This is a genomic window from Kitasatospora sp. NPDC059577 (genome assembly GCF_042735475.1).
GTDB lineage: Bacteria > Actinomycetota > Actinomycetes > Streptomycetales > Streptomycetaceae > Kitasatospora.
Genome location: NZ_JBHWBZ010000017.1, coordinates 113,097 through 136,894, shown reverse-complemented (window position 1 = coordinate 136,894; position 23,798 = coordinate 113,097). Strand labels below are relative to the sequence as shown.

The following is a 23,798-nucleotide window of genomic DNA, read 5'->3' as shown; positions in this document are numbered from 1 at the left end:
CGACAACTCCCTGACCTGCCGGTTCACCCCGCGGGCGGCGCCGGGACCACCAGGACCGGGCACGCCGCGTGGTGCACCAGCGCAGAACTCACCGAGCCCAGCAGCAGCCGGGCGAAGCCCCCGTTGCCCCGGGTGCCGACCACCAGCGTGTGCTGCCGGGTCGCCGCCTCCAGCAGCACCTCGATGACGTTGCCCAGCACCACGTGCAGCGACATCTGCCCCTCGAACGGGGCGGGGCGCTGCCGCTGCACGGCGGTCACCGAGCGGCGCAGCCCGTCCGCCGTGCTCTCGACCAGCGTCTCCACGCTCTCCCGCACCAGCTCCGCCATGCCCGGCGGGTAACCGGCCGGCGCCGGGTTCACCACGGCCAGCACGTACAGCGGCAGGCCGAACAGCTCGGCCTCCGTCATCGCCCGGTCCAGCGCCCACAGCGACCCGTCCGACCCGTCGCACGCCGCCAGCACCCCCGCCGGCCGCCCCGTCGGCGGCCGCCCGAGCACCGACAGCACCACGGGCACGTCCCGCCCCGCGCTCCCACCGGCCACCGCACACCCTCCTCGCCCGGGATCCACAACCCCGCCATCATGGCCCGCCCCGCCGACGCCGCGGCCGCCACCGCGCCGAGAGGAGGCGACGGGCGCCCGGGGGCGCGTCCCGGCTGTCAGGGACCGAGCGCCGGGGGCTCGGGGTGCGGGAGCCCGGTCCAGCAGGCGCCGTGGCGGCGGGCGCGGACGCGGCGGAGCCAGAGCTCGGTGGAGACGAGGTCGGCGAGGCCCGCGAGGGCGGCCGGGGAGAGGGGATCGGCGGAGCGGGCGAGACCGGCCCGGACGGCGGGGAGGTCGATGAGGCCGGCTTCGGCGAGGAGGGGGGCGTCGAAGAGTTCGGCGAGGCCGTCGGCGGCGAGGCGCAGGCCGGCGCGGGCGGGGGCGGTGCGGTCGGGTCGGGGGCCGCGGCCCCAGTCCGGGGGCAGGTCGGTACGGCCGGCACCGGTGAGGACGGCGCGCAGCAGGGCGTGCCGGGCGCCGGGCTGGAGGCGGACGTCGTCGGGGAGCAGCCGGGCGGCGCGGACGACCTGGTTGTCGAGGAAGGGCGCGTGCAGCCGTTGGCCGGGCTGTTCGGCGGCGTGGACGAGCGTGCGAAAGGAGCGCGCCTGACGGTAGAGGGCGTGCCGGGCTCGGTGCGCGCCGGGGTGTTCGTCGGGCGCCGGTTTGCGCGCCGCCACCCGGAGTCGCAGGGCCACCGAGGAGAGTGCCTCGTCGGAGAGCCAGCGGGCCGCCGGTCCGGGCACGCACCAGGCGAGGTCGACGGCCGAACGGCTCCCGGCCGTCCCGCCGCCGTCCGGGACGTGGCGGGCGGTCAGTCTGGCGGCGGCCTCGTCCAGCGCCTCCGCGTAGCGGACCCGGGAGAGCCGGTGGGCGGCCAGGACCACGGTGAGCGGGGTGCGCAGCGCACCGGTCAGGACGCCCGCGGCGGCCCGGTCGGCCCCGGCCAGCGCGGCGACCGGGGACAGCAGTTCACGCGGGCGACCGGCCCGGATGAGGTCGGCGAGGCGGGCCGGGTGGCCGTCGAGGACCTGGCGGGCGCCGTAGCCGGTGAGGTGGTCGGTGCCGCCGGCGTCGAAGCGGGCCTCGGCCCGCGCGGCGGCGACGAGTTCGGGCCCGGGTTCGTCGGTGAGCCGGCCGGCCTGCGGGTCGGTGCGCAGGCCGGCGTACGGGAGGGTGCCGGGGTCGGGGTCGAGCACGGTGTGCCGCAGTCGCGGGGTGTCGGGGGCGAGGACGAGGGTGGCCGGGGGCTCGGTCTCGCCGAGCGTGACGGCGGCCAGCTGTTCGGGGGCGGCGGGGGCCCGGGGCGCGGCGCGGGCCCAAGAGCCCTTGACCGCGCCGTTCCTGGCCCAGGTGGCCGCTGCGGCCTCCGCGGCCCCCGGCGCGGCGTCGGCCCCCGCCGTCCTGCGGGCCGGGACGGTCGCTGCGGGCACCGGTGGCAGCGGGACGGCGGCGGCGAGCAGGGCGACGGTGGCGGAGGCCGTGCCGTACGAGAGGTCGACGCCGAGCCGGGCCCGGCCGGCGGGGTCGGGGACCGGTGCGGTGGTGCGGACCCGCGAGCGGACGGACTCCAGCAGGGCGCGGGTGAGTTCGCGGACCGCGGGCGCCTCGTCGCGGGGCTGCTCGGCGGAGGCCGGACTGTCGTAGGCGGACAGGTACGGACGGCCGCCGCGGATCCCGAGCACGTGGCCGGGCGGCACCTGCTGGACGCCCAGGTACGGGGTGCCGGTGCCGAGCGCCTCGGGGGACTCGGGGCAGGCGAGGCGGGCGGCGAGGTGGCCGGTGTCCAGCGCGGCGCCGACCAGGTCGGCCAGCGGCAGGGCGGCGGTGGCGTAGGCGGTGCCGTTGCCCCAGGGGGTGTGGAACACCGGCCGGGCGCCGGCGAGGTCGGTGAGCAGCAGGGTGGAGCGGGTGCCGGAGCGCAGCACGACGGTGTAGCTGCCGGGCCAGGCGGTCAGGTGGCGGACGGCGCCGCCGCGGGCGGCGGCGAGACCGGCGGCGAGTTCGGCGTCGGTGGCGCCGCAGTGGCCGAGGACGGCGAGCCGGGTGGTGGCGGGGGTGTCCTCGACCGGGTCGGGAGCGGTGGGCCCGGTGCGGACCACCGCGGGCGCGCCGGGCCGGAGGGTGGCCAGGCGGATCTCCTCGGGGCGCCAGTCGCCGACGGCCCAGAGCGGGTCGGGGCCGCCCCACAGGGGGCGCGCGGCGATCGGTGCGACCGCGCCGAACCCCTCGTGCACGGGTGCACCCGCCCGGGCCGCGCCCGTGCACCAGCCCGTCAGCCACCGCATCGTGCCTCCACCGGACGAGGACCTGCATCCGCGCGGCGCGTCCGCCGCCGGGCGGGCGGCCGGGTGGGGTGTGCCGTGGCGGCCCGCGCGCGTCCGGACGTGCCCCGCGAGCCCGACGCGTCGTCAGGGACATCGTGCCACCGCTCGGCGTCACCGTGGCCGGTGTTGCGGGTTCCGGTTCGGGGTGACCGGCCCGGGGCGGGGCGCGACGGTGCCCGGCGGTGGGCGCGACGGTGTCCGGCGGGCGGCCGGCGGTGGGCGGGGCGGTGTCCGGCGGGCGGCCGGCGGTGGGCGGGGCGGTGTCCGGCGGGCGGTGGAACCGGGCGGGCCGGGCCTTCCCCTCCCCGGCCCGGACCGCCCGCGGGCCGCCTTGGCATGGGCATCGCGAGATGGCCGAAAGGCGTCGCCCTGCCCGGGAGGGCATCCGCATGCCCTCCCGGACTTCACCGCCGCCCGCGGGGATCGAGGCGGCGGCATCACCCGGCCCGCCGGGTCCTCGACGGCGGGCCGACCCACGACCACCAGCGAATCGCCGACCAGCCGGTCGGGCCAGGGGGCACGGCCGGGCGCACGTGAACACGGGACCGGAGCACGACGCTCCGGCGCGCGGGCCGATCGGCCGGATCCGAGTGGTCCGGACCAACCCCCGTGCGGCACCGGCGAGTGCGCGATCCCGCCATCCGGAATGCGACCTCTTAACCGTCGGAACGCGTCCGACTACTCTAGGTACTGCAGCTACGGCCCGGTGCCGCCCGGGCCCCGCGCACAAGGCCGCAGGAGGTGCAGCCGCCACCATGACCGTCAGCCCCCGTGGACCGAACGAACGGCTCGGCACGCTCCTGACCCTCGCCCAGATCAGCAACGCCGGGCTGGCCCGCCGGGTCAACGACCTCGGCGCGCAACGCGGGTTGACCCTGCGGTACGACAAGACCTCGGTGGCCCGCTGGGTGAGCAAGGGCATGGTCCCCCAGGGGCCCGTGCCGCACCTGATCGCCACCGCGATCGGCGGCAAGCTCGGCCGGCCCGTCCCGCTGGAGGAGATCGGCCTGGGCGACACCGACCCGGCGCCCGAACTCGGCCTGGCCTTCCCGCGCGACGTCGCCGAGGCGGTCCGCTCCGCCACCGACCTGTGGCGGGTCGACCTCGACCTGCGCCGGGGCCCCGGCGGCGGCCGGTGGAGCGACAGCCTGGCCGGCACCTTCTCGGTTGCCGCCTACGCGACGCCCGTCTCCCGCTGGCTGATCGCCCCGGCGGACGGCTCGGTGGCCCGCGAGGTGCCGCGTTCCCCGAGCGACACGTCCTCCTACCGGGTCGGCCACTCGGACGCCGCCAAGCTCCGCGAGGCCGCCCAGGAGGCCCGCCGCTGGGACTCCAAGTACGGTGGCGGGGACTGGCGTTCGTCGATGGTGCCGGAGTGTCTGCGGGTGGAGGCGGCGCCGCTGCTGCTGGCCTCGTACAGCGACGCGGTCGGCCGGGCGCTGTTCGGCGCGACGGCCGAACTGACCCGGCTGGCCGGGTGGATGGCCTTCGACACCGGGCAGCACGAGGCCGCCCAGCGGTACTACATCCAGGCCCTGCGGCTCGCCCGGGCCGGCGCGGACGTGCCGCTCGGCGGCTACGTGCTGGCTTCGATGAGCCTGCAGGCCGGCTACCGGGGCTTCGCCGAGGAGGCGGTCGACCTGGCGCAGGCCGCGCTGGAGCGCAACCGGGGTCTGGCCACCGCCCGCACCATGAGCTTCTTCCACCTGGTGGAGGCCCGGGCCCAGGCCAAGGCCCGCAACGCGGCAGCGTGTGCGACGGCGCTCGGAGCGGCGGAGAGCGCACTCGAACGAGCGCGCGCCGGGGATCCCGATCCGGCGTGGATCGACTTCTACGCCTACGACCGGCTCGCCGCCGACGCCGCCGAGTGCTTCCGCGACCTCGGAGTGCCCTCCAAGGTCCGGCAGTTCACCCGCGAGGCGCTGGCCACGCCCACCGAGGGCTTCGTCCGCTCGCACGGCCTGCGGCTGGTGGTCTCGGCGATGGCCGAGGCGGAGGCGGGCAACCTGGACGCCGCGGTCGCCGCGGGCGAACGCGCCGTCGAGGTGGCCGGCCGGATCTCCTCGCAGCGCAGCCGGGAGTACGTGGTGGAGATGCTGCGGCGGCTGGAGCCGTTCCACGGCGAGCGCCGGGTGCGGGAGCTGGCCGAGCGGGCGCGGGCGGTGATCGTCGCCCCGGCGTGAACGGCGGCGGGCCCGGACGGCCAGGGCAGCCAGGGCAGTCAGGGCAGTCAGGGCAGCCAGGGCGGTGAACGACGGTCCGGACGGTGCAGGACGGCCTGACGATAAATGAGGTGCGACGGCGGGAGGGGCCTGGCTAGGGTCTCTCTCGTCCGGGTGCGCAGGCAGAGGTTACTTCCACTCCTAATGGGCAGGTCGCGGGTTCGAATCCCGTCACCGGCTTCGGGCCGGTGTAGCTCAGTGGCCAGAGCAGCTACGTCACCTCAGCCGTCTTGAACTCCGGACACCTACACGTGAATAGTTCGTCCGCACCTCCCGGTGCGACGGCAGCGGTTACTTCTGGTAGACGCCGGTTCTCCGGCGTAGCGGTTCGAGCCCGCGAAACACCGCCGCCGACCTGATCTCGGGAGGCAGCGCGCTCCGGAGTGCCCGGTGCGCAGGCGGGGGTTACTTCGGATCTTGGGGTTCCGGGTTCGAGTCCCGGGCGTGCCGTGCGCGAGCGCGGCCGCTAGCTCAATCGGGTAGAGCACAAGGCATACACCTCCGCCGACGTCGACCGTCCCACGGCCGGCACGATCTCGGGCACCCCGGACGCAGCATGCCTCCCTCCCACTGACACCAGCACACCGAGGGGGGCTGTCGTATGTCCAGGTTCAACATTCGCAAGAGCAAGGCGGGTCCGAGTTCGCCGGTGGCCACGACCGGGCAGCTCACCCGCAACCACAACGGCGGCGTCGGCCACGTCCGCGACCGCAAGTCCGAGCTGTTCCTGCTCGCGGTGGCCAACATGGTCGGCAAGGACACCTACTACGAGCACGGCGGCGACCGCGACGACCGCTACACCGCGCTCGTGCGCGAACTCGCCGTCGCCGAACCGGAGTGGACCCTCGGTCTGCTGCGCTGGCTGCGCTACGGCGCGCACATGCGCACCGCGGCCCTGGTGGGCGCCGCCGAGTTCACCCGGGCCCGGCTCGACGCGGGCGCCCACGGGCACTCCCGGCAGGCCGTCGCGGCGGTGCTGCGGCGCGCCGACGAGCCCGGCGAGCTGCTCGCGTACTGGACCTCGCGCTACGGCCGGGCGCTGCCCAAGCCGCTCAAGCGCGGCGTCGCGGACGCCGTCCGCCGCCTCTACGACGCCCGCTCGCTGCTCAAGTACGACACCGCGGGCAAGGGCTACCGCTTCGGCGACGTGATCGAGCTGACCCACCCCTCGCCGGACCCGGACAAGCCGTGGCAGGGCGCCCTGTTCGCGTACGCGCTGGACCGCCGGCACCGGCCGGAGGAGGCCGTCCCGCCCGCGGCCGACCCGCTGCTGACCGCGAACCGCGAACTGCTCGCGCTGCCCGTCGAGGAGCGTCGGGACGCGGTGACGGCCGAGGACGGCGCCGAGCGGCTGGCCGCCGCCGGGCTGACCTGGGAGGCGCTGGCGGGCTGGCTGCGGGGGCCGCTGGACGCGCCGGTCTGGGAGGCGGTCATCCCGTCGATGGGCCCGATGGCGCTGGTGCGCAACCTGCGCAACTTCGACCGGGCCGGGGTGTCGGACGCGGTCGCGGCCGAGGTGTGCCGCCGGATCTCCGACCGGGGCGAGGTGCGGCGCTCGCGCCAGTTCCCGTTCCGCTACCTGTCCGCGTACCGGCACGCGCCCTCGCTGCGCTGGGGGCACGCGCTGGAGACCGCGCTCGGCCACTCGCTGGCCAACGTGCCGGAGCTGCCGGGCCGGACGCTGGTCCTGGTGGACCGCTCCGGTTCGATGTTCGACCGGTCCGGCGGCCCGACCGAGCTCAACCGGGCCGACTCGGCGGCGATCTTCGGCACCGCGCTGAAGGTCCGCGCCGCCGAGGCGGACCTGGTCGAGTTCGGCACCACCAGCCGGGTGGTCGAGGTCGGCCGGGGCGAGGCGGTGCTGCGGGTGCTGGACCGTTTCTCCAGCCTCGGCGGCACCAACACCGCCGAGGCCGTCCGCACCCACTACCGGGGCCACGACCGGGTCGTGATCGTCACCGACGAGCAGACCGGGCCGAACCACTGGGGCGGCGACCCGCTCGCCGCCGTCCCCGCCCACGTCCCCGTCTACACCTGGAACCTGGCCGGTTACGCCCCGGCCCACGGCGCCAGCGGCGGGGCGTACCGCCACACCTTCGGCGGCCTGAGCGACGCGGCCTTCCGCCTCATCCCCCTCCTGGAGGCCGGGGCGAACGCCCACTGGCCCTGGGAGGAGTAGCAGGACCGGCGGCCGGTGCGGCCGTCGGTCCTGCCGGACGGCCGGGAAGGGGTCCACGGGGGTGGTCCCTTCCCGGCCGTCCGGCGTCGCGGCGCGCAGCGTTCGCGCCCTCGACCCGTGCGGGGCGCCGTGGCAGCATCGGCGGCGGGGCGGCCGGGCGAGGCGAGGAGCTTGCGGTGGCGGACGAGGTCGACGTGCTGGTGGTGGGCGGCGGGATCGTCGGACTGGCCACGGCGTACGCGCTGACCCGGGCGCGGCCGGGGGCACGGGTCGCGCTGCTGGAGAAGGAGTCCGGCTTCGCGACGCACCAGACCGGGCGCAACAGCGGAGTGATCCACAGCGGCGTCTACTACCGCCCCGGCTCGTACAAGGCCCGGTACGCCGTCGCGGGCGCCGCCGAACTGGTGGCGTTCTGCCGCGAGCAGGGCGTCCCGCACGAGGTGACCGGCAAGCTGATCGTGGCCACCGGCGCCGCCGAACTGCCCCGGCTGGCGGCGCTGGCGGAGCGCGGGCGGGCGAACGGCATCCCGGTCGCCGAACTGGACCGGGCCGGGATCGCCCGGTACGAACCCGAGGTGACCGGCATCGCCGGGCTGCACGTCGCCACCACCGGCGTCTGCGACTTCCCGGCCGTCGCCGCCGCCTACGCCCGGCTGGCCCGGGAGGCCGGCGCCGACCTGCGGACCGGCAGCGGGGTCCGGACGGTGGCCCGGCGCCGGGACGCGGTGACGGTGGGCACCGCCACCGGCGAGCTGCGCTGCCGGGTGCTGGTGAACTGCGCCGGGCTGCACAGCGACCGGATCGCCCGGCTGGCCGGGGACGAGACCGGCGTGCGGATCGTGCCGTTCCGCGGCGAGTACTACGAACTGACCGAGCAGCGGAGGGACTTGGTGCGCGGCCTGGTCTACCCGGTGCCCGACCCGGCCTTTCCCTTCCTCGGCGTGCACCTCACCCGAGGCGTCCACGGGGACGTCCACGTCGGCCCGAACGCGGTGCCCGCGACGGCCCGCGAGGGGTACGACCGGCGCACCGTCAGCCCCCGCGACCTGGCCGGGACCCTGGCCTTCCCCGGTACCTGGCGGATCGCCCGCCGGCACTGGCGGTACGAACTCGGCGAGCTGCACCGCTCACTGTCCAAGCGGGCGTTCACCGCGGCCGTGCAGCGGCTGCTGCCCGCCGTCGGCGCCGAGGACCTGGTGCCCGCCACCGCCGGGGTGCGGGCCCAGGCGGTGGCCCGGGACGGCTCGCTGCTGGACGACTTCGCCTTCGCCGGCTTCGACCCGGCCGACCCGGGTTCCCCCCGCCGCGCGGTGCACGTGCTGAACGCCCCCTCCCCCGCCGCGACGGCCTCGCTGCCGATCGGCCGGGAGGTGGCCCGCCGGGCGCTGGCCGCCCTGGAGGCGGGCGGATGACCGGGCGCGGGGGCGGACGGACCGGCGACGACAGCGGCCACCGCGGGCCCGGGGAGCGGACGGACCGGGCACCGGAAGCAGGCGGCCCGGGCACCGGAAGCAGGCGGACCGGCCGCGTGACCGGAACCCGGATGAGCCCCGTCACACACCCCGTCGGGCGCCCCGCGCGGCCCCGTAGACTCGGGGGATTGTGACTGCCACCGCCCCGATCCCCCAGCCCTCGCCGTCCGCCCGGATGTCCGCGGCGCCGGCCGCCTACCCCGCGCCGATGTACCCGCACAAGGCCACCGAGGCCCAGCACCGGGAACGCCGCATCCGCAGCTTCCAGCCGCGCCGGGGCCGGATGACCAACGCCCAGGCGAGCGCGCTGGACCGGAGCTGGGAGACCTACGGCATCCCGATCGACGGCACCCCGCTCGATCTGCGGGAGCTGTTCGGCGAGCTGCCGGTGACGCTGGAGATCGGCTTCGGCATGGGCGAGACCACCGCCGCGATGGCCGCCGCCGACCCGGCCATGGGCATCCTCGCCGCGGACGTGCACACCCCGGGCCACGGCAACCTGCTCGGACTGCTGGAGCGCGACGGCTCGGACAACGTCCGGACCGCCGCCGGCGACGCGGTCATCCTGCTGCGCGACATGATCCCGGACGCCTCGCTGGCCGGTCTGCGGGTCTTCTTCGCCGACCCGTGGCCCAAGCCCAAGCACCACAAGCGCCGGCTGGTCCAGTCCGGCTTCCTCGACCTGGTGCTGCCCCGGCTCGCCCCCGGCGCGCTGGTGCACTGCGCCACCGACTGGGAGCCGTACGCGGAGCAGATGCTGGAGGTGCTGTCCGCCTCGCCGGAGCTGGAGAACCTGCACCCCGAGGGTGACGGGACCGGCTGGCTGGAGCCCGCCGACCACCCGGACGGCAGCATCCCCGGTTACGCACCGCGACCGCAGTGGCGTCCGGTCACCAAGTTCGAACGGGCCGGGATCGCCAAGGGCCACGTGGTCCACGACCTGCTGTTCCGCCGCCGCTGACCCTCCGGCCGCCGTTCGAACGGCGGCCGCACGGCGACCGCGCCGACGCGCCCCGGGCGGACGGTTCGTCCCGAGTCCTCCCGGCGGACCGCCGCCGTGGCCTACCCTGTGCCGCATGGGCAGCCCGTCCGGCGGCGGGTCCCGGCCGACCGCCCGGACTGTCCGGACGGCTGTTCAGGTCGCCGCCTACGCACCGGAGACGGTCCCGCGCACCGGAGACACCCGGACCATCCCGGGCCCCCGGAAGCGCCGGGACCACCGCCTGCTGCCCCGGCCGGGCGGACCCCCGTCGGCGGCCGCGGACGCCCCCGCCACCGGCCGGCCGCCGGGCCGCCGCCGCTCCGTGGCGCTCTCCTCGGTCACCGCGACCGCCGTCCTCACCCTGATCGGCTGCGGGGTGCTGATCCTGCACCTGGTCCAGCGGCAGACCGGCACCGTCGGGCTGCTGGTCGGGCTGGGCCTGGCGATGGTGCCGCTGCCCTTCGTCCTGGGCGGACTGGCCTGGCTCAACCTCACCGCCCGGGTGCCGCTGCGGCACACCGTGTTCTGCCTCGGCTGGGGCGCCTGCGCCGCCACGACCGTCGCCATCCTCGCCAACAACTGGACGGCCGGCTACCTGACCAGGCACCAGGGGCGGCTCGGCGAACTGCTCGGCGCCGGGCTCGCCACCCCGGTGATCGAGGAGACCGCCAAGGCCACCGCGCTGCTGGTGCTGCTGCTGCCGTTCGGCCGACGACTGCGCTGCCGGGGCCGCCGCACCGGGCGCCCCTGCGCGCCGCTGCTGCGCAGGTCGTCCGAGCCCCGGTGCCCCCGCCCGTACCAGCGCCGCCCGGTCGGACCGCACGCCCGGGGCCGACTGCGCCCGTACCTGCGGCCGCTGCCCTACCTCCGCCCGGCCCCGCCGTCCGGCGGCGCGCCGCACCGCCGCTCCCGGCCCCGCACCCTGGCCGCCGGGGTGGTGCTCGGCGGGATGACCGCGTGCGGCTTCGCCTTCACCGAGAACGTCCTCTACCTGGGGCGGGCCTTCACCAGCGACCAGCGGCAGCGACTGGACAGCATCGGCCTCGGCGATCCGCCCAGCCTGCGCGACTTCGACGGCACCGTGCAGACCTTCGTGCTGCGCGCCCTGCTCTCCCCGTTCGCCCACCCGCTGTTCACCGCGCTCACCGGCATCGGCCTGGCCGTCGCCCTGACCACCGGCCGGCGCCGGCTCGCCCGGCTGGCCGCACCGGCCGGGCTGCTGGCGGCGATGGTGCTGCACGGCACCTGGAACGCGGCCGCCGACCTCGGCACGGACGGCTTCCTGGTGGTGTACGCGGCGCTGATGGTGCCCTGCTTCGTCGCGCTGGTCTGCTTCGCGGCCTGGGCGAGGGCCCGCTCGGCCCGCCCGGACCGGCGCGCGGCGCGGGGCGGGCGGGGAACCGCCGGGCACTCCGTCGGGCGCTCCGTCGGGGCGGCCTGAAGCCCCCCGGCGGGCCGCCCGGGACCCGGCACCGGGGGCGGCCGGAGAACGGATTTCCCATCTCGGCGACTTCCACGTATTGTTGTGTTCACCGACGCGGGGTGGAGCAGCTCGGTAGCTCGCTGGGCTCATAACCCAGAGGTCGCAGGTTCAAATCCTGTCCCCGCTACTCAGTAGCCGAAAGGCCCGGAGGATTCTTCCTCCGGGCCTTTCGCGTTCCCCGGACAGTTCCGGGGCCGGACAGTTCCGGGGCCGGGCGGTTCCGGGGTGCCGGCTGCGGACCGCCCCGGCGAGGGCCGCGATTTAATCCGTTGCCCTCCCGCCGGTGGGCTGCCTATCGTGGCAGCACACTGAAAGGAGGTGATCCTGAGTTGAGTACTTTCGGGATGCGTGAGGTGGCTGCTCGCTAGAGCCGCCCCTGCCTGCGCAGGGTGAGGCCCACGGCCTCCGGCAGGCGAAATCCACAGCAGTCACCCGGCCCGCGGGCTCACCGGTACATCCCCGGTGCCTCGGCGCCTGGCCAGTGCACGGGCCGGCGCGGAGGAGCAGCCCGCGGGTCGTCTGCATTTCTCCCCCGTGTCGCGACCGGGGGCGCCCATCGGTGCTCCGCAGGTCGCTGCTCCCCGTGTCGTAGCCGGGGCGCGCCCGGGACGTTCTCGTGGTGGGGCCCCGGCGCCAGGGCTTGTCCGACAAGCCCTAGAGTCGGCGCGGGGTTCCGGAGCGGAGCGACACGGGCACAGGGGGTAGGGGATGGCGATGGCGAAGGCGCGACGGCCGGGCGGCGGTCCGGCGCTGCGGACGGCGCAGCGGGGTGCCACCGCAGTACTGGCCGGGACGGGGCTGGCCGGGCTGCTGCTGTTCGCGCTCGGCCGGGACCACGTCTGGCAGGCGCTCGGCGGCGGACTCGTGACGGCCGGCGCCTCGACGGTGCTCGGCGGCGGGCTGGGCTTCCTGTTCGGGGTGCCGCGGGTGCGCGGCGGCTCGGAGCAGCCGCAGGGCTCGTACGTGCCGAACACCAATCTGGAGCAGGTCTCGGACTGGCTGACCAAGGTGCTGCTGGGCGTCGGCCTGACCCAGCTCGGTTCGCTCGGCGAGCGGCTGCACGGACTCGGGACGGCGCTGGCGCCCGTGCTCGGCGGTGGTGACGCCGCGGTGCCGTTCGCGGCGGCGCTGGTGCTCTACTTCCTGGTCCTCGGCTTCCTGGCGGGCTGGCTGGTGACCAGGCTCGCGTTGCCGCAGGTGCTGAACGACGCCGACCGGGCCCTCGACCTCTTCCTCGCCGGGCAGGACCGCGACCGGCACGGCGACAAGGTGGGTGCGGACGACCTGCGGGTCCGCGCGATGCAGCAGCTCGGGCTGCTGGGCGGCAGCGCGGAGCACCCCGCCGCGCTGGCCGGGCAGTTGCCGCCCGCCGCGGGCTCACCGGCCGGGCCGGAGGGCGTGGTGGCCGAGGTCCGCTCGACCGCCCGGCGTTCGGCGCTGACCGCCGACCAGGTGCGGGACCTCTTCGCGGACGGCTCCGAGGGGCGGCGGATCCAGGCGCTCGCGCTGATGCAGGGCGACCCGTCGCTGGCGGACCTGGCGAGCGTGCTGGAGGCGATCGAGCACCCGCGGTCGGGCTTCGAGCAGTACCACGCGTTGCTGGCCGCCCGGGGGCTGCTCTCCCGGCTGCCGGCCGCCGGGGCGCAGCGGCTGCGGGACGCGGTGGCGGCGCAGCTGGTCGATCCGCGGGGCATTCCGTACGCGTCGGACCGCAGTTGGCTGGCGGAGAAGATCCTGTCCCGGCTGCAGGTGACGGCCTTCGTCCCGGCGCAGCCGTCCGGCCCTGCCGTACCGGCCGGGTCCGCAGGTCCGGCCGGTACGGCAGGGGACGCAGGTCCGGCCGGGGGCGCCGGGGGCTCAGGTCCCGCCGGGGGCGGTTCCTAGACGGTGAAGCGCAGTTCGGGCTGCTCCCAGGGAGTCCTGGGCTGCGGCGGCCGGGTGCCGGTGCGCTCGGCGCCCATCCGCAGGTAGAAGGGCTCGGCGGGCGGGTGGGACACGACCTTGACCGCGCTGATCCCCGTGGCCCGGGCACGGTCGAGCATGTCCGTGATCAGCTGCCGTCCGATGCCGAGTCCCTGGGCCGGGTCGGCGACGAACATCAGGTCCAGTTCGGCCGGTTCGCGGATCAGTGCGTAGAAGCCGAGCAGTCGCTCGTCGGCGCCGTCGACGGCCATCCGCACCTCGTGCCGGGCGAGGTAGTCGGGTGTCACCCGGTAGCCGTCGATCATGGCGGCGTAGGCGCCGCGGTAGGCGGCGGAGGCCTGGATCAGCTCGGTGAGCCGGTCGGCGTCGGCTGCTCCGGCCCGCCGGATCGTGATCTCGCTCATGCGGCGAGTATAGGAGTGACACCCATGAATGACCATTACATTCCGGCTCGGCGGCGGCGACGGTCGGCCGCCCTCAGCACCAGGACGCGACGGGTGCGGCCGTCCTCCGCGCGGGGGAAGCGGCGGACCTCACTGGCGATCCGGCACTCGCCGAGCGCGTACCGCAGCGGGTCGAGGTGCCCGCAGCGGCGGCCGTGCCCGTCGTGCAGCGGCTGGACCCGGACCTCGCCGTCCGGCGAGGTGACCCGGACCAGTTCGATCAGGGCGGCCAACTGACGCTCCGGACCGAAGAGTTCGGGATAGGCGAAGAGCAGGTAGCAGCTCAGGGTGAGGGCGAAGGTGCCGTCCGCGAACGGCAGCCTGGGCAGCGCGGCGGCCACGTAGCGCTGCGGGTGCGCGGCCGAGTCGGCGGCGAACAGCAGGCGGGCCCGGTCCCAGCTGCGCAGGTAGCGCTCGGGCCGGTGCGGGAGCGGCGAGGGGTAGAGGAACGGGCGGGCGGCCATCGCGCCGGCCATCGCCGCCCGGGCGGTCAGGGCACGGTCCGCGACCACCGGCAGCGGCAGCGCGTACGCCGGGTCCGCGGCGATCACCCGGCAGCCCAGTCCGCGCGCCTCGGCGGCCAGGCCGGCCGCGCCGCCGGGGCAGTCCAGCAGCGGCCCGGGGAGGGCGGCGAGCTGGGCCCGGGTGAGGTCGAACAGGGCGCAGTACTCGTCCAGCGGACGGGAGGTGACCAGGACGTCCGGGGGTTCGGGGGGAATGCCTGCGACGGCCACCCGGTCATCCGAACACGCGGCGGCCCCGGCCGCATCCGGAGTGCGGACGGGGCCGGGGCCCGGTGGTCGGCCCGTCGCCGACGGCGGTGTTCAGCGGCCCAGCAGGCCCTGGGCGGCGGCCCGGTTGACGTTGGTCAGGCCGCGGACCAGCTGCGCGGTGAGGAAGACCAGCACCACCCCGACCAGCGAGAACCCGGCGATCTGCCACATCCCCTCGATGTAGTAGACGTGCTGGACGTGGTGGCCGTCGGTGTAGTCGAAGAGCTTGTACCCGCGCCAGTCGGTGTAGGTCGGGAACACCCAGTGGTAGACGGGGTAGAGCGCCATCGCCCAGCCGGCCAGCAGGAACGCCAGCGTCATGGTGAAGCTGAAGACGGCCCAGGGGAACATCACCACCTGGTGCAGCGCGGCCTTCCAGCCCGCGCCGTCCGCCAGCCGCGCGGTGATCGCGCCCCAGGCGCCCGGACGGACCGGGCGCACCGGCTTCGGGCCGGGGACGTCCAGGGCCAGCATGCCGCGCGCCCGGGCCCGCTCCAGCCGGCCGAAGCCGCGGCCGGCGGCGGTCAGGCCGGCCAGCACCGGCAGGCCGAGGACGGTGACGAAGGTGCCCAGGCCGAGGCAGAACAGGGTGATCGCGACGGCGAAGCCGGCGATCGCCACCGGCAGGCCGCTGAGCACGTAGCCGATCTCGCGGTAGTAGTGCGCGGAGAACGGCGCCGCCCAGAAGACGGGCGGCCGCTCGGTCCGGCGGGCGCGGTCGGCGTGCGGGTCGGCGGCGTGCGGGTCGGCGGCGTGCGGGTCGTCGCCGTACCCGCCCAGGAGGTCCCCCGCGTACTCCAGCGTGCTTCGGCTGCTGCTCATGTCCCGGCCCCCGGCCCTCGTCCTGACGTCGTCCGCGTTCGCTGACGTCGTACAGTCTGGCGGGACCGGTGGGTCGGGGGGCATCCGGAGGCCTGGCGGATCGGGGGTGGGGTTAACCCCCCGCCCGCGGGCCCGCCGGTCGCCGGCCGGCCGCGGGCCGGCTCGGCGGAGGCCGCTCGCCCGGTTCAGCCGGTCGGACCCGGCCACTCGTCGACGAGCAACGCGTAGCGGTACGAGTCGGACCAGGCGCCGTCCTTGAACCGGTCCTGCCGCGCCCGCCCCTCCAGCCGGAACCCGAGCTTGGTGAGCACCCTGGCGGAGGCCGTGTTGTCCACGTCGACCCGGGCCGCCAGCCGGTGCAGGTCCAGGGTCCGGAAGGCGAAGTCGCAGAGCAGGCCGGTGATCTCGCCCGCGTAGCCGTGGCCCCAGGACGCGCGGCCGAGGACGTAGCCGAGGTGGGCGGAGCGGTACGTCCCGAGCGTGAGCGAGGCGTGCCCGATCGGCGTCGCGTCCTGCGGGTCCTCGGCGTCGGCGAGCCTGGTGACGGCGAGCCGGTAGGTGTCCCGCTCCTCGGCCATCGCCTGCTCCAGGTAGAGCTCGATCTGGTCGGCGCAGGACTCGCGGTCGCAGGGTTCGAAGGGCAGGTGGCGGGTGACCTCCGGGTCGCCGAACAGCGCGTGCAGGGCGTCCACGTCGCCGTCGGTGTGGTGGTACTCGCGGATGGCCAGCCGGGGGCCGACGAGTCGTACGGGGACCATGGCTGCCGACCCTACCGGCCCCCGGCGACTACCGTTCGGACTATGAACGACGAAGACCTGCGGCTCGCCCCGCGCACCAGGGCCGCCGACCTGCTCGCCTGGGCGGCCGATCAGGGCCGCACGCCGGTGGCCGAGGGGCCGCTGCGCGCGGTGCTGGCGCTGCTGGAGCTGGGCGGGAGCAGGATGCACGACGGCTGGCCCGAACTGACCTCCGACGCGGTGGAGCACCTGCTGTACGAGCGGCTCCACCTGTACGTCCAACCCCTGCCCGAGGAGGACCCGCTCGCGTACGGCGACGCCGTCCGGCTGCTGATCGACCACCAGCGGGCGGCCCGGCGGCTCAACGCCAAGCGCCAGGAGCGGCTGCACGCGGAGGCCGAGTGGCAGGGCGAGGTCGCGGCCGGGCTGCTGCGCCGCGCCGACCTGGTGACCTGGCCCCGGCTGTACACACTGCTGCTGCACGCGTACGGGGTCGACGTCGCGGACGGGGCGGCGGTGCGGGACTGGCTGGCCGGTTTCGGGGAGCTCGCCGAGGAGGAACGGCTGGCCGCGTACGAGGCGCTGGCGCCGGCCGGCTGGCTGGACGAGCCGGACGAGCAGGGCTGGGGACCGGGCCGGGTGCTGTCGGTCGGCATGGCCACGGACGGCGCGCGGCGACTGCTGGAGCAGGGCCTGATGCGGCGCAGCTACCGCAACCTGGCCGAGCTGAACGCGCTCGGCCGACCGATGCCGGACGAACTGACCGGTGACTTCGGGCAGTTCGAGGAAGCGGCGGTCGACGCGGCGCTCGACCTGTTCGGGGTGTGGACGGTGCCGGGGCTGCCGCGGCTGCTGGTGGAGGAGTTCCCGGAGCTGGCGCCGGAGCCGGGCCCGGAGGAGATCGACGCGTACCTGGCGCAGCTGCCCGCGGAGGAGTGAGACGTCGTGACGGAGCCCCCGGTCGTCGCGTACGACCGGGGGCTCCGCGCTGCTTCGGGGGCTGCCCGGGGTGCTCCGGGGGCTCCGCGCGCTTCCGGGGCCCCGGCGGAGGGTCCGCTACGGGGTGAGGCCGCGCTGCTGGAGCCAGGGCTCGGGGTCGACCGGGGCGCCGCCGCCGGGGCGGACCTCCAGGTGCAGGTGCGGGCCGGTGACGTTGCCGGTGGCACCGACCTTGCCGATCTGCTGGCCCGAGGTGACCTGGCCGGCGCCCTTGATGATCGAGGAGAGGTGGCAGTACCAGATCTCGGTGCCGTCGGGCAGCGTCTCGACGATCCGGTAGCCGTAGGAGCCGGACCAGCCGGCCGAGGTGATGGTGCCCTGGCCGAGCGCGTACACCGCGGTGCCGGTGTCGGCGGCGAAGTCCAGGCCGGTGTGCACGTTGGCCCAGTAGCGGGCGCTCTGGCCGTAGTGGGCGGAGAGCCGGTAGTCCTTCACCGGCAGGGTGAGGGCGGCGGCGCGCTTGGCCTCGGCCTCCTTGGCGGCGGCCTTGGCCTCGGCTTCCTTGGCGGCGGCCTTGGCCTCGGCCTCCTGCGCGGCCTGCACGCGGGCGCCCTCCTCCGCGGCGGTGCGCTGGCTGTCGGCCTGCTGCTGGATGCGGGCGGCGAGCGCGAGGCCGGGGTCGGCGGAGAGGGCGACCGGGGTCTCGTCCGGGGCCTCGACGGCGGGGGCGGCGGCCGGGGTGGCCGAGGCGAAGCCGGTGGCGCCCAGGGTGGCGGCGACCGCGGTGACGCCGAGCAGCGGGGAGGCGCCGCGGGTCTGACGCGGCATCCGGTGCCGGTTGGTCTCGACCTCGGGGCCGAAGGCCTCGGGCGCGTCCGCGCCGGGGTGGTCGAGGAGCTGGGTACCGGCTGCGGGGCCGGCCGGGTGTGCCGGGGTGTGCGTCGACGCCACGGAGGCGCGCTCCTTTCCTTCCTTCGCGCCTACCGGGTTAGCTGACGGGTTCGGAGCAGGAAGGTCTCCTACGGCCGGGCCGGGGCCCCGCCGATTCACCCCAAGGAACGTGGTTCCCCGGCTCCCTGACCTGCCCGGAGGCCGGCCGACGGGATTAGGCGACGGCGCACGGTGCCGTCTGGGTACGGCGTTGACGACCGCGCTGCGTTATCAAACGTTAATCCTAGGGCGCTCCGATTCCAAGCCATCCGTCCGGGACGACCGCGGAGCGGATGATCGGACGTCAACGAACGACCCCTCATGCGAGCACCCCATCTGAGTACCCCTACTCATGTGCGGTCACACCGGGCGGCCGCATCCTGGCGCCATGAGCGCACCGATGCAGAACCGCACCACGGCCGCGTACTACGTCCAGGCCATCCTCTCCTTCGCCCTGTCGGGCACCGCCGTCGCGGTCGGGATCGCCTACCTGCCGGTCGGCGGGTGGACGCGGGCCTTCCTCGGGATCGGCCTCCTCTACACCGCCACCTCCGCGTTCACCCTGGCGAAGGTGGTCCGGGACCGGCACGAGTCGAACGAGATCGTCAGCCGGGTCGACCAGGCCCGGCTGGACAAGTTGCTCAGCGAGCACGACCCGTTCAGGGTCGAGGGGGCCTGAGGCGGGAGCGCCCGACCTCCTCCCGCGCCCGGACGCTTGACAGCTAAGGCTATTAGCCTTAGCTTTATGGCTATCGGCAGCACCGCCGATGCCCGCGACGGCGGACCGAGGAGGCCCACCATGAACGCCACCGACACCCCCGACACCCAGTACCTGGCCCTGCCTGGCGGGCGCATCGCCTTCGACGACACCCGGCAGGGCGACGGCACCCCCGTCGTCCTGCTCCCCGGCATGCTCGACAGCCGGGCCGCGTACCGGCACCTCCGCCCCCTGCTCGTCGCCGCCGGCCACCGGGTCGTCACCGTGGACCTGCGCGGCTTCGGCGAATCCTCCATCGCCTGGGACGACTACGGCCCGGCCGCCATCGCCGACGACGTCCTCGCCCTCCTCGACCACCTCGGCATCGAACGCGCCGTCCTCGCCGGGAACTCCTACACCGGCGCCACCGTCGTCAAGGCCGCCGGGGACGCGCCGGAGCGGGTCGCCGGAATCGTCCTGATCGACGCCTTCGTCGAGAACCCGCAGCCGGGCGCCCTCATGCGCGGCGCCCTGCGCCTGATGGGCGCGGCAATCGTCCACTGGCCCGCCTCCTGGGGCTTCTACCTGCGCCGGATGGCCTTCCCCGGCGCCAAGCCCGCCGACTTCGACGCGTACGTGAACGGGCTGGTCGCCGCCCTGCGCACCCCCGGCCGCAAGACCGCCACCCGCGGCTACGTCAGCGGGGACTCCGCGCCGGCCGGCTGGACCGCCGCAGTGCGGTGCCCGGCACTCGTGGTCATGGGCAGCAAGGACCCCGACTTCCCGAAGCCCGAACTCGTCGCCGACCGGCAGGTCGCGGCACTCGGCGCGCGGAAGGCGATGATCGAGGGATCCGGGCACTACCCGATGGCCGACGCCCCGCAGGCCACCGCGGACGCCCTGCTGCCCTTCCTCGCCGAACTCGCCTGACCGCCGGCGCCCGACGTTCCCCGCCGGCGCCCGACAGATTCCCCGCCCGACTCCCGTACGGAGAACCCGAAGCCATGCCCCGCGTAGGACTGACCCCCGACCAGGTCGTCGACCACGCCCTCGCCCTCATCGACGAACAGGGCACCGAAGCACTGACCCTGGCCGCGGTCGCCGCCCGCGCCGGGGTCGCCACCCCCTCCCTGTACAAGCACGTCAGCGGCGGCCTCGCCGAACTGCGGCGGATGATCGCCGTCCGGGTCACCGAGGAACTCGCCGACCGCCTCGCGGACGCCGCGGTCGGCCGCAGCGGCGACGACGCCGTGGCCGCCGTCCTGCGCGCCTACCACGCCTACGCCACCGAGCGCCCGCACCGCTACAACGCCCTCCCCCAGGCCCCGCAGCCCGACGACGACCTGGCCCGGGCCGCCACCCGGCTCGTCGGCGTGATCATCGCCGTCCTGCGGGAGTACGGCCTCGACGGCTCCGAGGCGATCCACGCCGCCCGCACCGTCCGCTCCCTCGCCCACGGCTTCGCCTCCCTCACCACCGCCGGTGCCTTCCGGCTCTCCGAGGACCTCGCCACCACCCAGGAGCGCCTCATCACCACCCTCACCACCGGCCTCCGCAGCTGGCCCGCGTAGCAGGCCGGGCAGTCGGGGCGGCAGTCGGGGCGGCGGGCGGCCGGCGGCCGATCCTGATGCCGTACGGGTGGCCGCCGTCGGCGCTGCCGCTGCGTCCGGTGCGCGCGGTGGCGCAGGACGTCCCGGACGACCGGACCCCGGTGCTGGTGCCGGTGTCGGTGCCGGTGCCGGTGCGGCGGCTGGGTCACCCCTCACCGTCCGGGGAAATGGGGTATTAAGAATCAGTGCCCCCCTCCGAGGACGAGAACCGGACACCGGACGAGAACCGGACGCCGGACCGGCGCCGGACCCCACTGAGCAGTCCGACCGCCCGCAGTGCGATGCGCTGCGTGCGCCTGCTGCTCGGCTGCGCCGACGCGGCCGAACTGCTGGGCACCGTCCTGGCCGAGGGCCCGGTGTGGATCACCGGCGAGGGTTCCGCGCTCTACCTGCTGGATTCGGCGGGCATGCTCCGGCTGACCGTCTCGCACGGGCTGCCGGACTGGGCGCACGAGCGCTACAGCGTGGTCGATCCGGCCGGTGAGCTGCCCGCCGCGATGGCCCTGCGGCTGCGCCGCCCGTACCTGTTGAGCCCGGAGCACACCGGCGTCGACTACCCGAACCGGAACACCGGCATGGGCACCGGGATGGTCGCCGTGATCACCCTGCCGATGGTCGTGGACGAGCGGCCGGTCGGCGTGCTCGCGCTGGCCCTGGCCCACCGGGGCACCGTCCCCCGCCGTGACCTGGACGTCCTGGAGACGATCGCCGAGGCCTGCGCGCACCGGCTCTCCCACCTGCTGGACCACGCGGACGCCCGGCTCCCGCGGGACGCCCGTTCGCCGCACGGCGTCCGGTTATCCGACGGCCCGGCGCCGGAGGGGGCGGACGCGCTCCCCGCCGGGCTGGCCCACCCGCTGCTGTCACTCGCCGTCCGGTCCGCCGGGCACGGCGCGTTCGAGCGCGACCTGGTCACCGGGGAGAGCTTCTGGGACGCCGCGGCGTTCCGGGTGACCGGCCGGCCGGTGTCCCCGGACGGTGCCGCCCCCGAGCTGGACCGGCTGGTCCATCCGGAGGACCTGCCGGACGTGCAGGCCGCGCTCGCGGAGGCGCTGGCCGCCGGCGGGCGTTACCGGATCGGCTACCGGGTGCTGCGCCACGACGGCGGGGTGGCGCAGGTGGAGGAGTCCGGCGAGGTGATGCTGGACGTGCACGGGCGGCCGGTGCGGATCGCCGGGCTGCTCGCGGACGTCGGGCACCGGGAGCGGCCGCCGGCCGACGAGGGGGCTTCGCCGGGCGCAGCCCGGACGGCGCTGCTGCTGGCGCTCACCCGGGCCCTGTCCCGGGCGGTGACCGTCCGGGACGTCACCACCGCGGTGACCGACATCGTCCGCCCGGCCCTCGGCGCCGCGGGCATCGTCCTCGACCTGGTGGACGAGGGCCGGCTGCTGCCCGTGTCGCACACCGTCTACGGGGGGCCGCGCCGCACCGAGCTCACCCGGCTGGCGGACCTGTCGGAGTCCGTGATGCAGCGTTCGCTGGCCCGTTCCGCCCCGCTGTTCAGCGAGCCCTCCGCCGCCCGCGCCCGGCGGGACCCGCTCGCCCCGGCCGCCTGGGCGGTGCTGCCGCTGGTCGCCTCCGGGCAGCAGGTCGGCTCCTGCCTGATCACCTTCGCCGCCGAGCGGGCGTTCAGCCGCGAGGACCGCACCCTGTACTCGGCCTTCGCCGGCATCCTCGCGCAGTCCCTGGAGCGGGCCCGGCTGTACGACACGCATCACCACCGGGCCACCGAGCTGCAGCGGGCGATGCTGCCGCGCACCCTGCCCCGGTTGCCGGGGGTCGCCAGCGCCGCCCGCTACCTGCCGAGCACCGAGGGGATGCAGATCGGCGGTGACTGGTACGACCTGCTGCGGCTGCCGGACGGCCGGATCGGGCTGGTGATCGGGGACGTCCAGGGGCACAACGCCGAGGCCACCGCCGTGATGGGCCAACTGCGCAGCGGCCTGCGGGCGTACGCGACGGACGGGCACGACCCGGCCGCCACGCTGACCCGCACCAGCCGGCTGCTGTCCGAGCTGGACACCGACCTGTTCGCGACCTGCCTCTACCTGACGCTGGACCCGGCCGACGGCGAGCTGACGGCGGCCCGGGCCGGGCACCCGTCGCCGGTGCGGATCACCGCCGGTGCCCGGGCCGTGGAGCTGGACCTGCCGGGCGGGCCGCCGCTGGGGGTGGACCCGGACCTGCCGTACCCGCTGGCGGTGGACCGGCTGGCGGGCGGCGAGACGCTGCTGGCGTACACGGACGGGCTGGTCGAGGACCGCGAGGAGGACTACGACGAGTCGGTGCAGCGGATGCTCGGCGGGCTGGAGCTGTGGGCCCGGCAGGCCGGACCGGGCCGGATCGGTCCGGCGCCCGCGCTGGAGCGGCTGGCCGACCTGCTCACCCTGAACGTCACCGAGCGGCGGTCCCGGCCGGATGACGTGGCACTGCTGCTCCTGCACCGAATGTCACCACTTCCGTAACATCCTGCACACACATCCCACACACCCCCTGGCGCGAATCGGCCATCGGGCCCACCGGCGGCCCGTCCCGACCGCCCCGACGGGGCCCGGCCGACCCCTCGCCAGCTGCGGCGATCGCGGGCGAACGAGTCCGGATTGAGGCCGGATTGACTCGATTTTGACGAGATCCGGTCACTTGGCGAGATCCGTTCACACCTTCGTAGGATCATCACCCTAGAATTCGCGGCGTGACGATGACTCAGTGGTCCGTAACGGCAACCGGCGTACTCGCCGTCCTCGCCCTCGTGGCCGCCGCGCGGTACCACGCCGTGTCCGTCACCCAGCGCGGCCGTGCCGACCGGCTGCAGCACGAACTCGCCCGCCTCCAGGAGCAGCTCACCGCCGAACTCTCCCGCCGCGGCGCCGAGCTGGCCGCCGTCCAGCAGGAGCAGGAACTCACCGCCTCCACCCAGCGGGCCTTCCTCAGCGTCGCCCGCCGGATCCTGGTGATGGCCCACGACCAGCAGGCCCTGCTGGACGAGATGGAGCGCACCCACGACGACCCGGCCCTGCTGGAGGGCCTGCTCAAGGCCGATCACGCCGCCGCCCAACAGGCCCGGCTGGCCCAGACCCTGGCCGTGCTGTGCGGCGCGCGGGCCGGCCGCCACTGGCCGGAGCCGGTCCCCCTGGAGGACGTCGTCCGCGGCGCCCAGTCACGCATCCTGCCGTTCCAGCGGGTGGTCGTCCGCAGCCGGATCGAGACCGCGGTGGTCGGCGCCGCGGCCGAGGCGCTGATCCACGCGATCGCCGAGCTGCTGGACAACGCCACCCGCTACTCCCCGCCCAGCACCCAGGTGTTCGTCACCCTCATGCCGGTGCACAACGGCGCCGTCATCGAGATCGACGACGGCGGCGTCGGCATGCCCGAGCAGGCCGTCGCCAAGGCGTCCGCCGCGCTCGCGGGCGGCAGCACCCTGGAGGTCTCCCGGCTGGGCGAGGTGCCCCAACTGGGCCTGGCCGCGGTCGGCCGGCTCGCCGAGCAGTACGGCTTCCGGGTCACCCTCAGCTCGGCGCCCTCGCCGTACGGCGGCGTGCGCGTGGTCGTCCTGCTCCCGAACGCGCTGCTCACCGAGCCGCTGCCGCCCACCGTCCCCGGGCGCGGGGCGGGGGGCGGGGGGTTGTAACACAAAACACACAACCCGATACCCAACAAAAAGCCCCCCGACCCCGGGACCACCCCCCCGCCCAGGCCCCCCCACCGCGACACCCCCGC

Annotated in this window: 19 protein-coding genes, 1 tRNA gene and 1 riboswitch; of the genes, 13 read left to right on the top strand and 7 right to left on the bottom strand. The window is 75.7% G+C overall.

What is annotated here, in order from left to right; all coding sequences use genetic code 11:
* Positions 1 to 23: 23 nt before the first annotated feature.
* Positions 24 to 545, bottom strand: a complete 522-nt coding sequence (locus tag ACFV0O_RS16600) for a universal stress protein (protein ID WP_360257667.1) — start codon at positions 543 to 545, stop codon at positions 24 to 26.
* Between the two features lie 116 nt (positions 546 to 661).
* Entirely contained in the window at positions 662 to 2,830 is a 2,169-nt protein-coding gene (locus ACFV0O_RS16595) for an asparagine synthase-related protein (protein ID WP_380341864.1), read from the bottom strand.
* A 794-nt stretch (positions 2,831 to 3,624) separates the two neighbouring features.
* Here ACFV0O_RS16595 and ACFV0O_RS16590 point away from each other — a divergent pair.
* The 7 genes from ACFV0O_RS16590 to ACFV0O_RS16560 all read left to right on the top strand — a co-directional run bounded on the left by ACFV0O_RS16590 (position 3,625) and on the right by ACFV0O_RS16560 (position 13,091).
* Entirely contained in the window at positions 3,625 to 5,052 is a 1,428-nt protein-coding gene (locus ACFV0O_RS16590) for an MFS transporter (protein WP_360257671.1), read from the top strand.
* 640 nt (positions 5,053 to 5,692) lie between these two features.
* The gene (locus ACFV0O_RS16585) at positions 5,693 to 7,270 is read left to right on the top strand and encodes a TROVE domain-containing protein (protein WP_380341862.1); all 1,578 of its coding nucleotides are present in this window, start codon (positions 5,693 to 5,695) and stop codon (positions 7,268 to 7,270) included.
* A gap of 176 nt (positions 7,271 to 7,446) precedes the next feature.
* Positions 7,447 to 8,682: an L-2-hydroxyglutarate oxidase gene (gene lhgO / locus ACFV0O_RS16580; protein ID WP_380341860.1), complete on the top strand. Its 1,236-nt coding sequence runs from the start codon at positions 7,447 to 7,449 to the stop codon at positions 8,680 to 8,682.
* Between the two features lie 190 nt (positions 8,683 to 8,872).
* On the top strand, positions 8,873 to 9,703 hold the full coding sequence (trmB, locus tag ACFV0O_RS16575; RefSeq protein WP_360257677.1) for a tRNA (guanosine(46)-N7)-methyltransferase TrmB: 831 nt from the start codon (positions 8,873 to 8,875) through the stop codon (positions 9,701 to 9,703).
* A 115-nt stretch (positions 9,704 to 9,818) separates the two neighbouring features.
* Positions 9,819 to 11,165 carry a PrsW family intramembrane metalloprotease gene (locus tag ACFV0O_RS16570; protein ID WP_380341858.1) on the top strand — a complete coding sequence of 449 codons (1,347 nt, stop codon included), beginning with the start codon at positions 9,819 to 9,821 and terminating at the stop codon, positions 11,163 to 11,165.
* 95 nt (positions 11,166 to 11,260) lie between these two features.
* Positions 11,261 to 11,334: transfer RNA gene (locus tag ACFV0O_RS16565), tRNA-Met, on the top strand.
* Positions 11,335 to 11,921: 587 nt separating this feature from the next.
* Entirely contained in the window at positions 11,922 to 13,091 is a 1,170-nt protein-coding gene (locus ACFV0O_RS16560) for a hypothetical protein (RefSeq protein WP_380341855.1), read from the top strand.
* Here the strand turns inward: ACFV0O_RS16560 and ACFV0O_RS16555 are convergent.
* The 4 genes from ACFV0O_RS16555 to ACFV0O_RS16540 all read right to left on the bottom strand — a co-directional run bounded on the left by ACFV0O_RS16555 (position 13,088) and on the right by ACFV0O_RS16540 (position 15,926).
* Positions 13,088 to 13,534: a GNAT family N-acetyltransferase gene (locus tag ACFV0O_RS16555; RefSeq protein WP_380341852.1), complete on the bottom strand. Its 447-nt coding sequence runs from the start codon at positions 13,532 to 13,534 to the stop codon at positions 13,088 to 13,090. The genes ACFV0O_RS16560 and ACFV0O_RS16555 overlap by 4 nt on opposite strands.
* Positions 13,535 to 13,569: 35 nt before the next feature.
* The gene (locus ACFV0O_RS16550; RefSeq protein ID WP_380341849.1) at positions 13,570 to 14,307 is read right to left on the bottom strand and encodes a hypothetical protein; all 738 of its coding nucleotides are present in this window, start codon (positions 14,305 to 14,307) and stop codon (positions 13,570 to 13,572) included.
* A 90-nt stretch (positions 14,308 to 14,397) separates the two neighbouring features.
* Positions 14,398 to 15,168, bottom strand: a complete 771-nt coding sequence (locus ACFV0O_RS16545; RefSeq protein WP_380341847.1) for a sensor domain-containing protein — start codon at positions 15,166 to 15,168, stop codon at positions 14,398 to 14,400.
* A 185-nt stretch (positions 15,169 to 15,353) separates the two neighbouring features.
* The gene (locus ACFV0O_RS16540) at positions 15,354 to 15,926 is read right to left on the bottom strand and encodes a GNAT family N-acetyltransferase (protein WP_380341844.1); all 573 of its coding nucleotides are present in this window, start codon (positions 15,924 to 15,926) and stop codon (positions 15,354 to 15,356) included.
* 42 nt (positions 15,927 to 15,968) lie between these two features.
* On the opposite strand from ACFV0O_RS16540, the gene ACFV0O_RS16535 reads away from it, so the two are divergent.
* Entirely contained in the window at positions 15,969 to 16,844 is an 876-nt protein-coding gene (locus ACFV0O_RS16535) for a hypothetical protein (protein WP_380341841.1), read from the top strand.
* Between the two features lie 117 nt (positions 16,845 to 16,961).
* On the opposite strand, the gene ACFV0O_RS16530 is transcribed toward ACFV0O_RS16535, so the two are convergent.
* Positions 16,962 to 17,795 carry a M23 family metallopeptidase gene (locus ACFV0O_RS16530; RefSeq protein WP_380341839.1) on the bottom strand — a complete coding sequence of 278 codons (834 nt, stop codon included), beginning with the start codon at positions 17,793 to 17,795 and terminating at the stop codon, positions 16,962 to 16,964.
* 12 nt (positions 17,796 to 17,807) lie between these two features.
* Positions 17,808 to 17,966, bottom strand: a riboswitch (cyclic di-AMP (ydaO/yuaA leader).
* A 196-nt stretch (positions 17,967 to 18,162) separates the two neighbouring features.
* On the opposite strand from ACFV0O_RS16530, the gene ACFV0O_RS16525 reads away from it, so the two are divergent.
* From ACFV0O_RS16525 to ACFV0O_RS16505, 5 genes are all read left to right on the top strand, one after another.
* Positions 18,163 to 18,453 carry a YiaA/YiaB family inner membrane protein gene (locus ACFV0O_RS16525; protein WP_380341836.1) on the top strand — a complete coding sequence of 97 codons (291 nt, stop codon included), beginning with the start codon at positions 18,163 to 18,165 and terminating at the stop codon, positions 18,451 to 18,453.
* A gap of 66 nt (positions 18,454 to 18,519) precedes the next feature.
* Positions 18,520 to 19,401: an alpha/beta fold hydrolase gene (locus tag ACFV0O_RS16520; RefSeq protein ID WP_380341834.1), complete on the top strand. Its 882-nt coding sequence runs from the start codon at positions 18,520 to 18,522 to the stop codon at positions 19,399 to 19,401.
* Positions 19,402 to 19,475: 74 nt separating this feature from the next.
* Positions 19,476 to 20,042: a TetR/AcrR family transcriptional regulator gene (locus tag ACFV0O_RS16515; protein WP_380341831.1), complete on the top strand. Its 567-nt coding sequence runs from the start codon at positions 19,476 to 19,478 to the stop codon at positions 20,040 to 20,042.
* A 224-nt stretch (positions 20,043 to 20,266) separates the two neighbouring features.
* Positions 20,267 to 22,546: a SpoIIE family protein phosphatase gene (locus tag ACFV0O_RS16510; protein WP_380341829.1), complete on the top strand. Its 2,280-nt coding sequence runs from the start codon at positions 20,267 to 20,269 to the stop codon at positions 22,544 to 22,546.
* Between the two features lie 233 nt (positions 22,547 to 22,779).
* Positions 22,780 to 23,709 carry a sensor histidine kinase gene (locus ACFV0O_RS16505; RefSeq protein ID WP_380341886.1) on the top strand — a complete coding sequence of 310 codons (930 nt, stop codon included), beginning with the start codon at positions 22,780 to 22,782 and terminating at the stop codon, positions 23,707 to 23,709.
* The last annotated feature ends 89 nt before the right edge of the window (positions 23,710 to 23,798 follow it).

Coding starts and splice junctions, on each gene's coding strand:
- ACFV0O_RS16595 (WP_380341864.1), bottom strand. CDS start 2,830: ATGCGGTGGCTGACGGGCTGGTGCACGGGCGCGGCCCGGGCGGGTGCA.
- ACFV0O_RS16590 (WP_360257671.1), top strand. CDS start 3,625: ATGACCGTCAGCCCCCGTGGACCGAACGAACGGCTCGGCACGCTCCTG.
- ACFV0O_RS16585 (WP_380341862.1), top strand. CDS start 5,693: ATGTCCAGGTTCAACATTCGCAAGAGCAAGGCGGGTCCGAGTTCGCCG.
- ACFV0O_RS16570 (WP_380341858.1), top strand. CDS start 9,819: ATGGGCAGCCCGTCCGGCGGCGGGTCCCGGCCGACCGCCCGGACTGTC.
- ACFV0O_RS16560 (WP_380341855.1), top strand. CDS start 11,922: ATGGCGAAGGCGCGACGGCCGGGCGGCGGTCCGGCGCTGCGGACGGCG.
- ACFV0O_RS16555 (WP_380341852.1), bottom strand. CDS start 13,534: ATGAGCGAGATCACGATCCGGCGGGCCGGAGCAGCCGACGCCGACCGG.
- ACFV0O_RS16545 (WP_380341847.1), bottom strand. CDS start 15,168: ATGAGCAGCAGCCGAAGCACGCTGGAGTACGCGGGGGACCTCCTGGGC.
- ACFV0O_RS16540 (WP_380341844.1), bottom strand. CDS start 15,926: ATGGTCCCCGTACGACTCGTCGGCCCCCGGCTGGCCATCCGCGAGTAC.
- ACFV0O_RS16535 (WP_380341841.1), top strand. CDS start 15,969: ATGAACGACGAAGACCTGCGGCTCGCCCCGCGCACCAGGGCCGCCGAC.
- ACFV0O_RS16525 (WP_380341836.1), top strand. CDS start 18,163: ATGAGCGCACCGATGCAGAACCGCACCACGGCCGCGTACTACGTCCAG.
- ACFV0O_RS16520 (WP_380341834.1), top strand. CDS start 18,520: ATGGCTATCGGCAGCACCGCCGATGCCCGCGACGGCGGACCGAGGAGG.
- ACFV0O_RS16515 (WP_380341831.1), top strand. CDS start 19,476: ATGCCCCGCGTAGGACTGACCCCCGACCAGGTCGTCGACCACGCCCTC.
- ACFV0O_RS16505 (WP_380341886.1), top strand. CDS start 22,780: ATGACTCAGTGGTCCGTAACGGCAACCGGCGTACTCGCCGTCCTCGCC.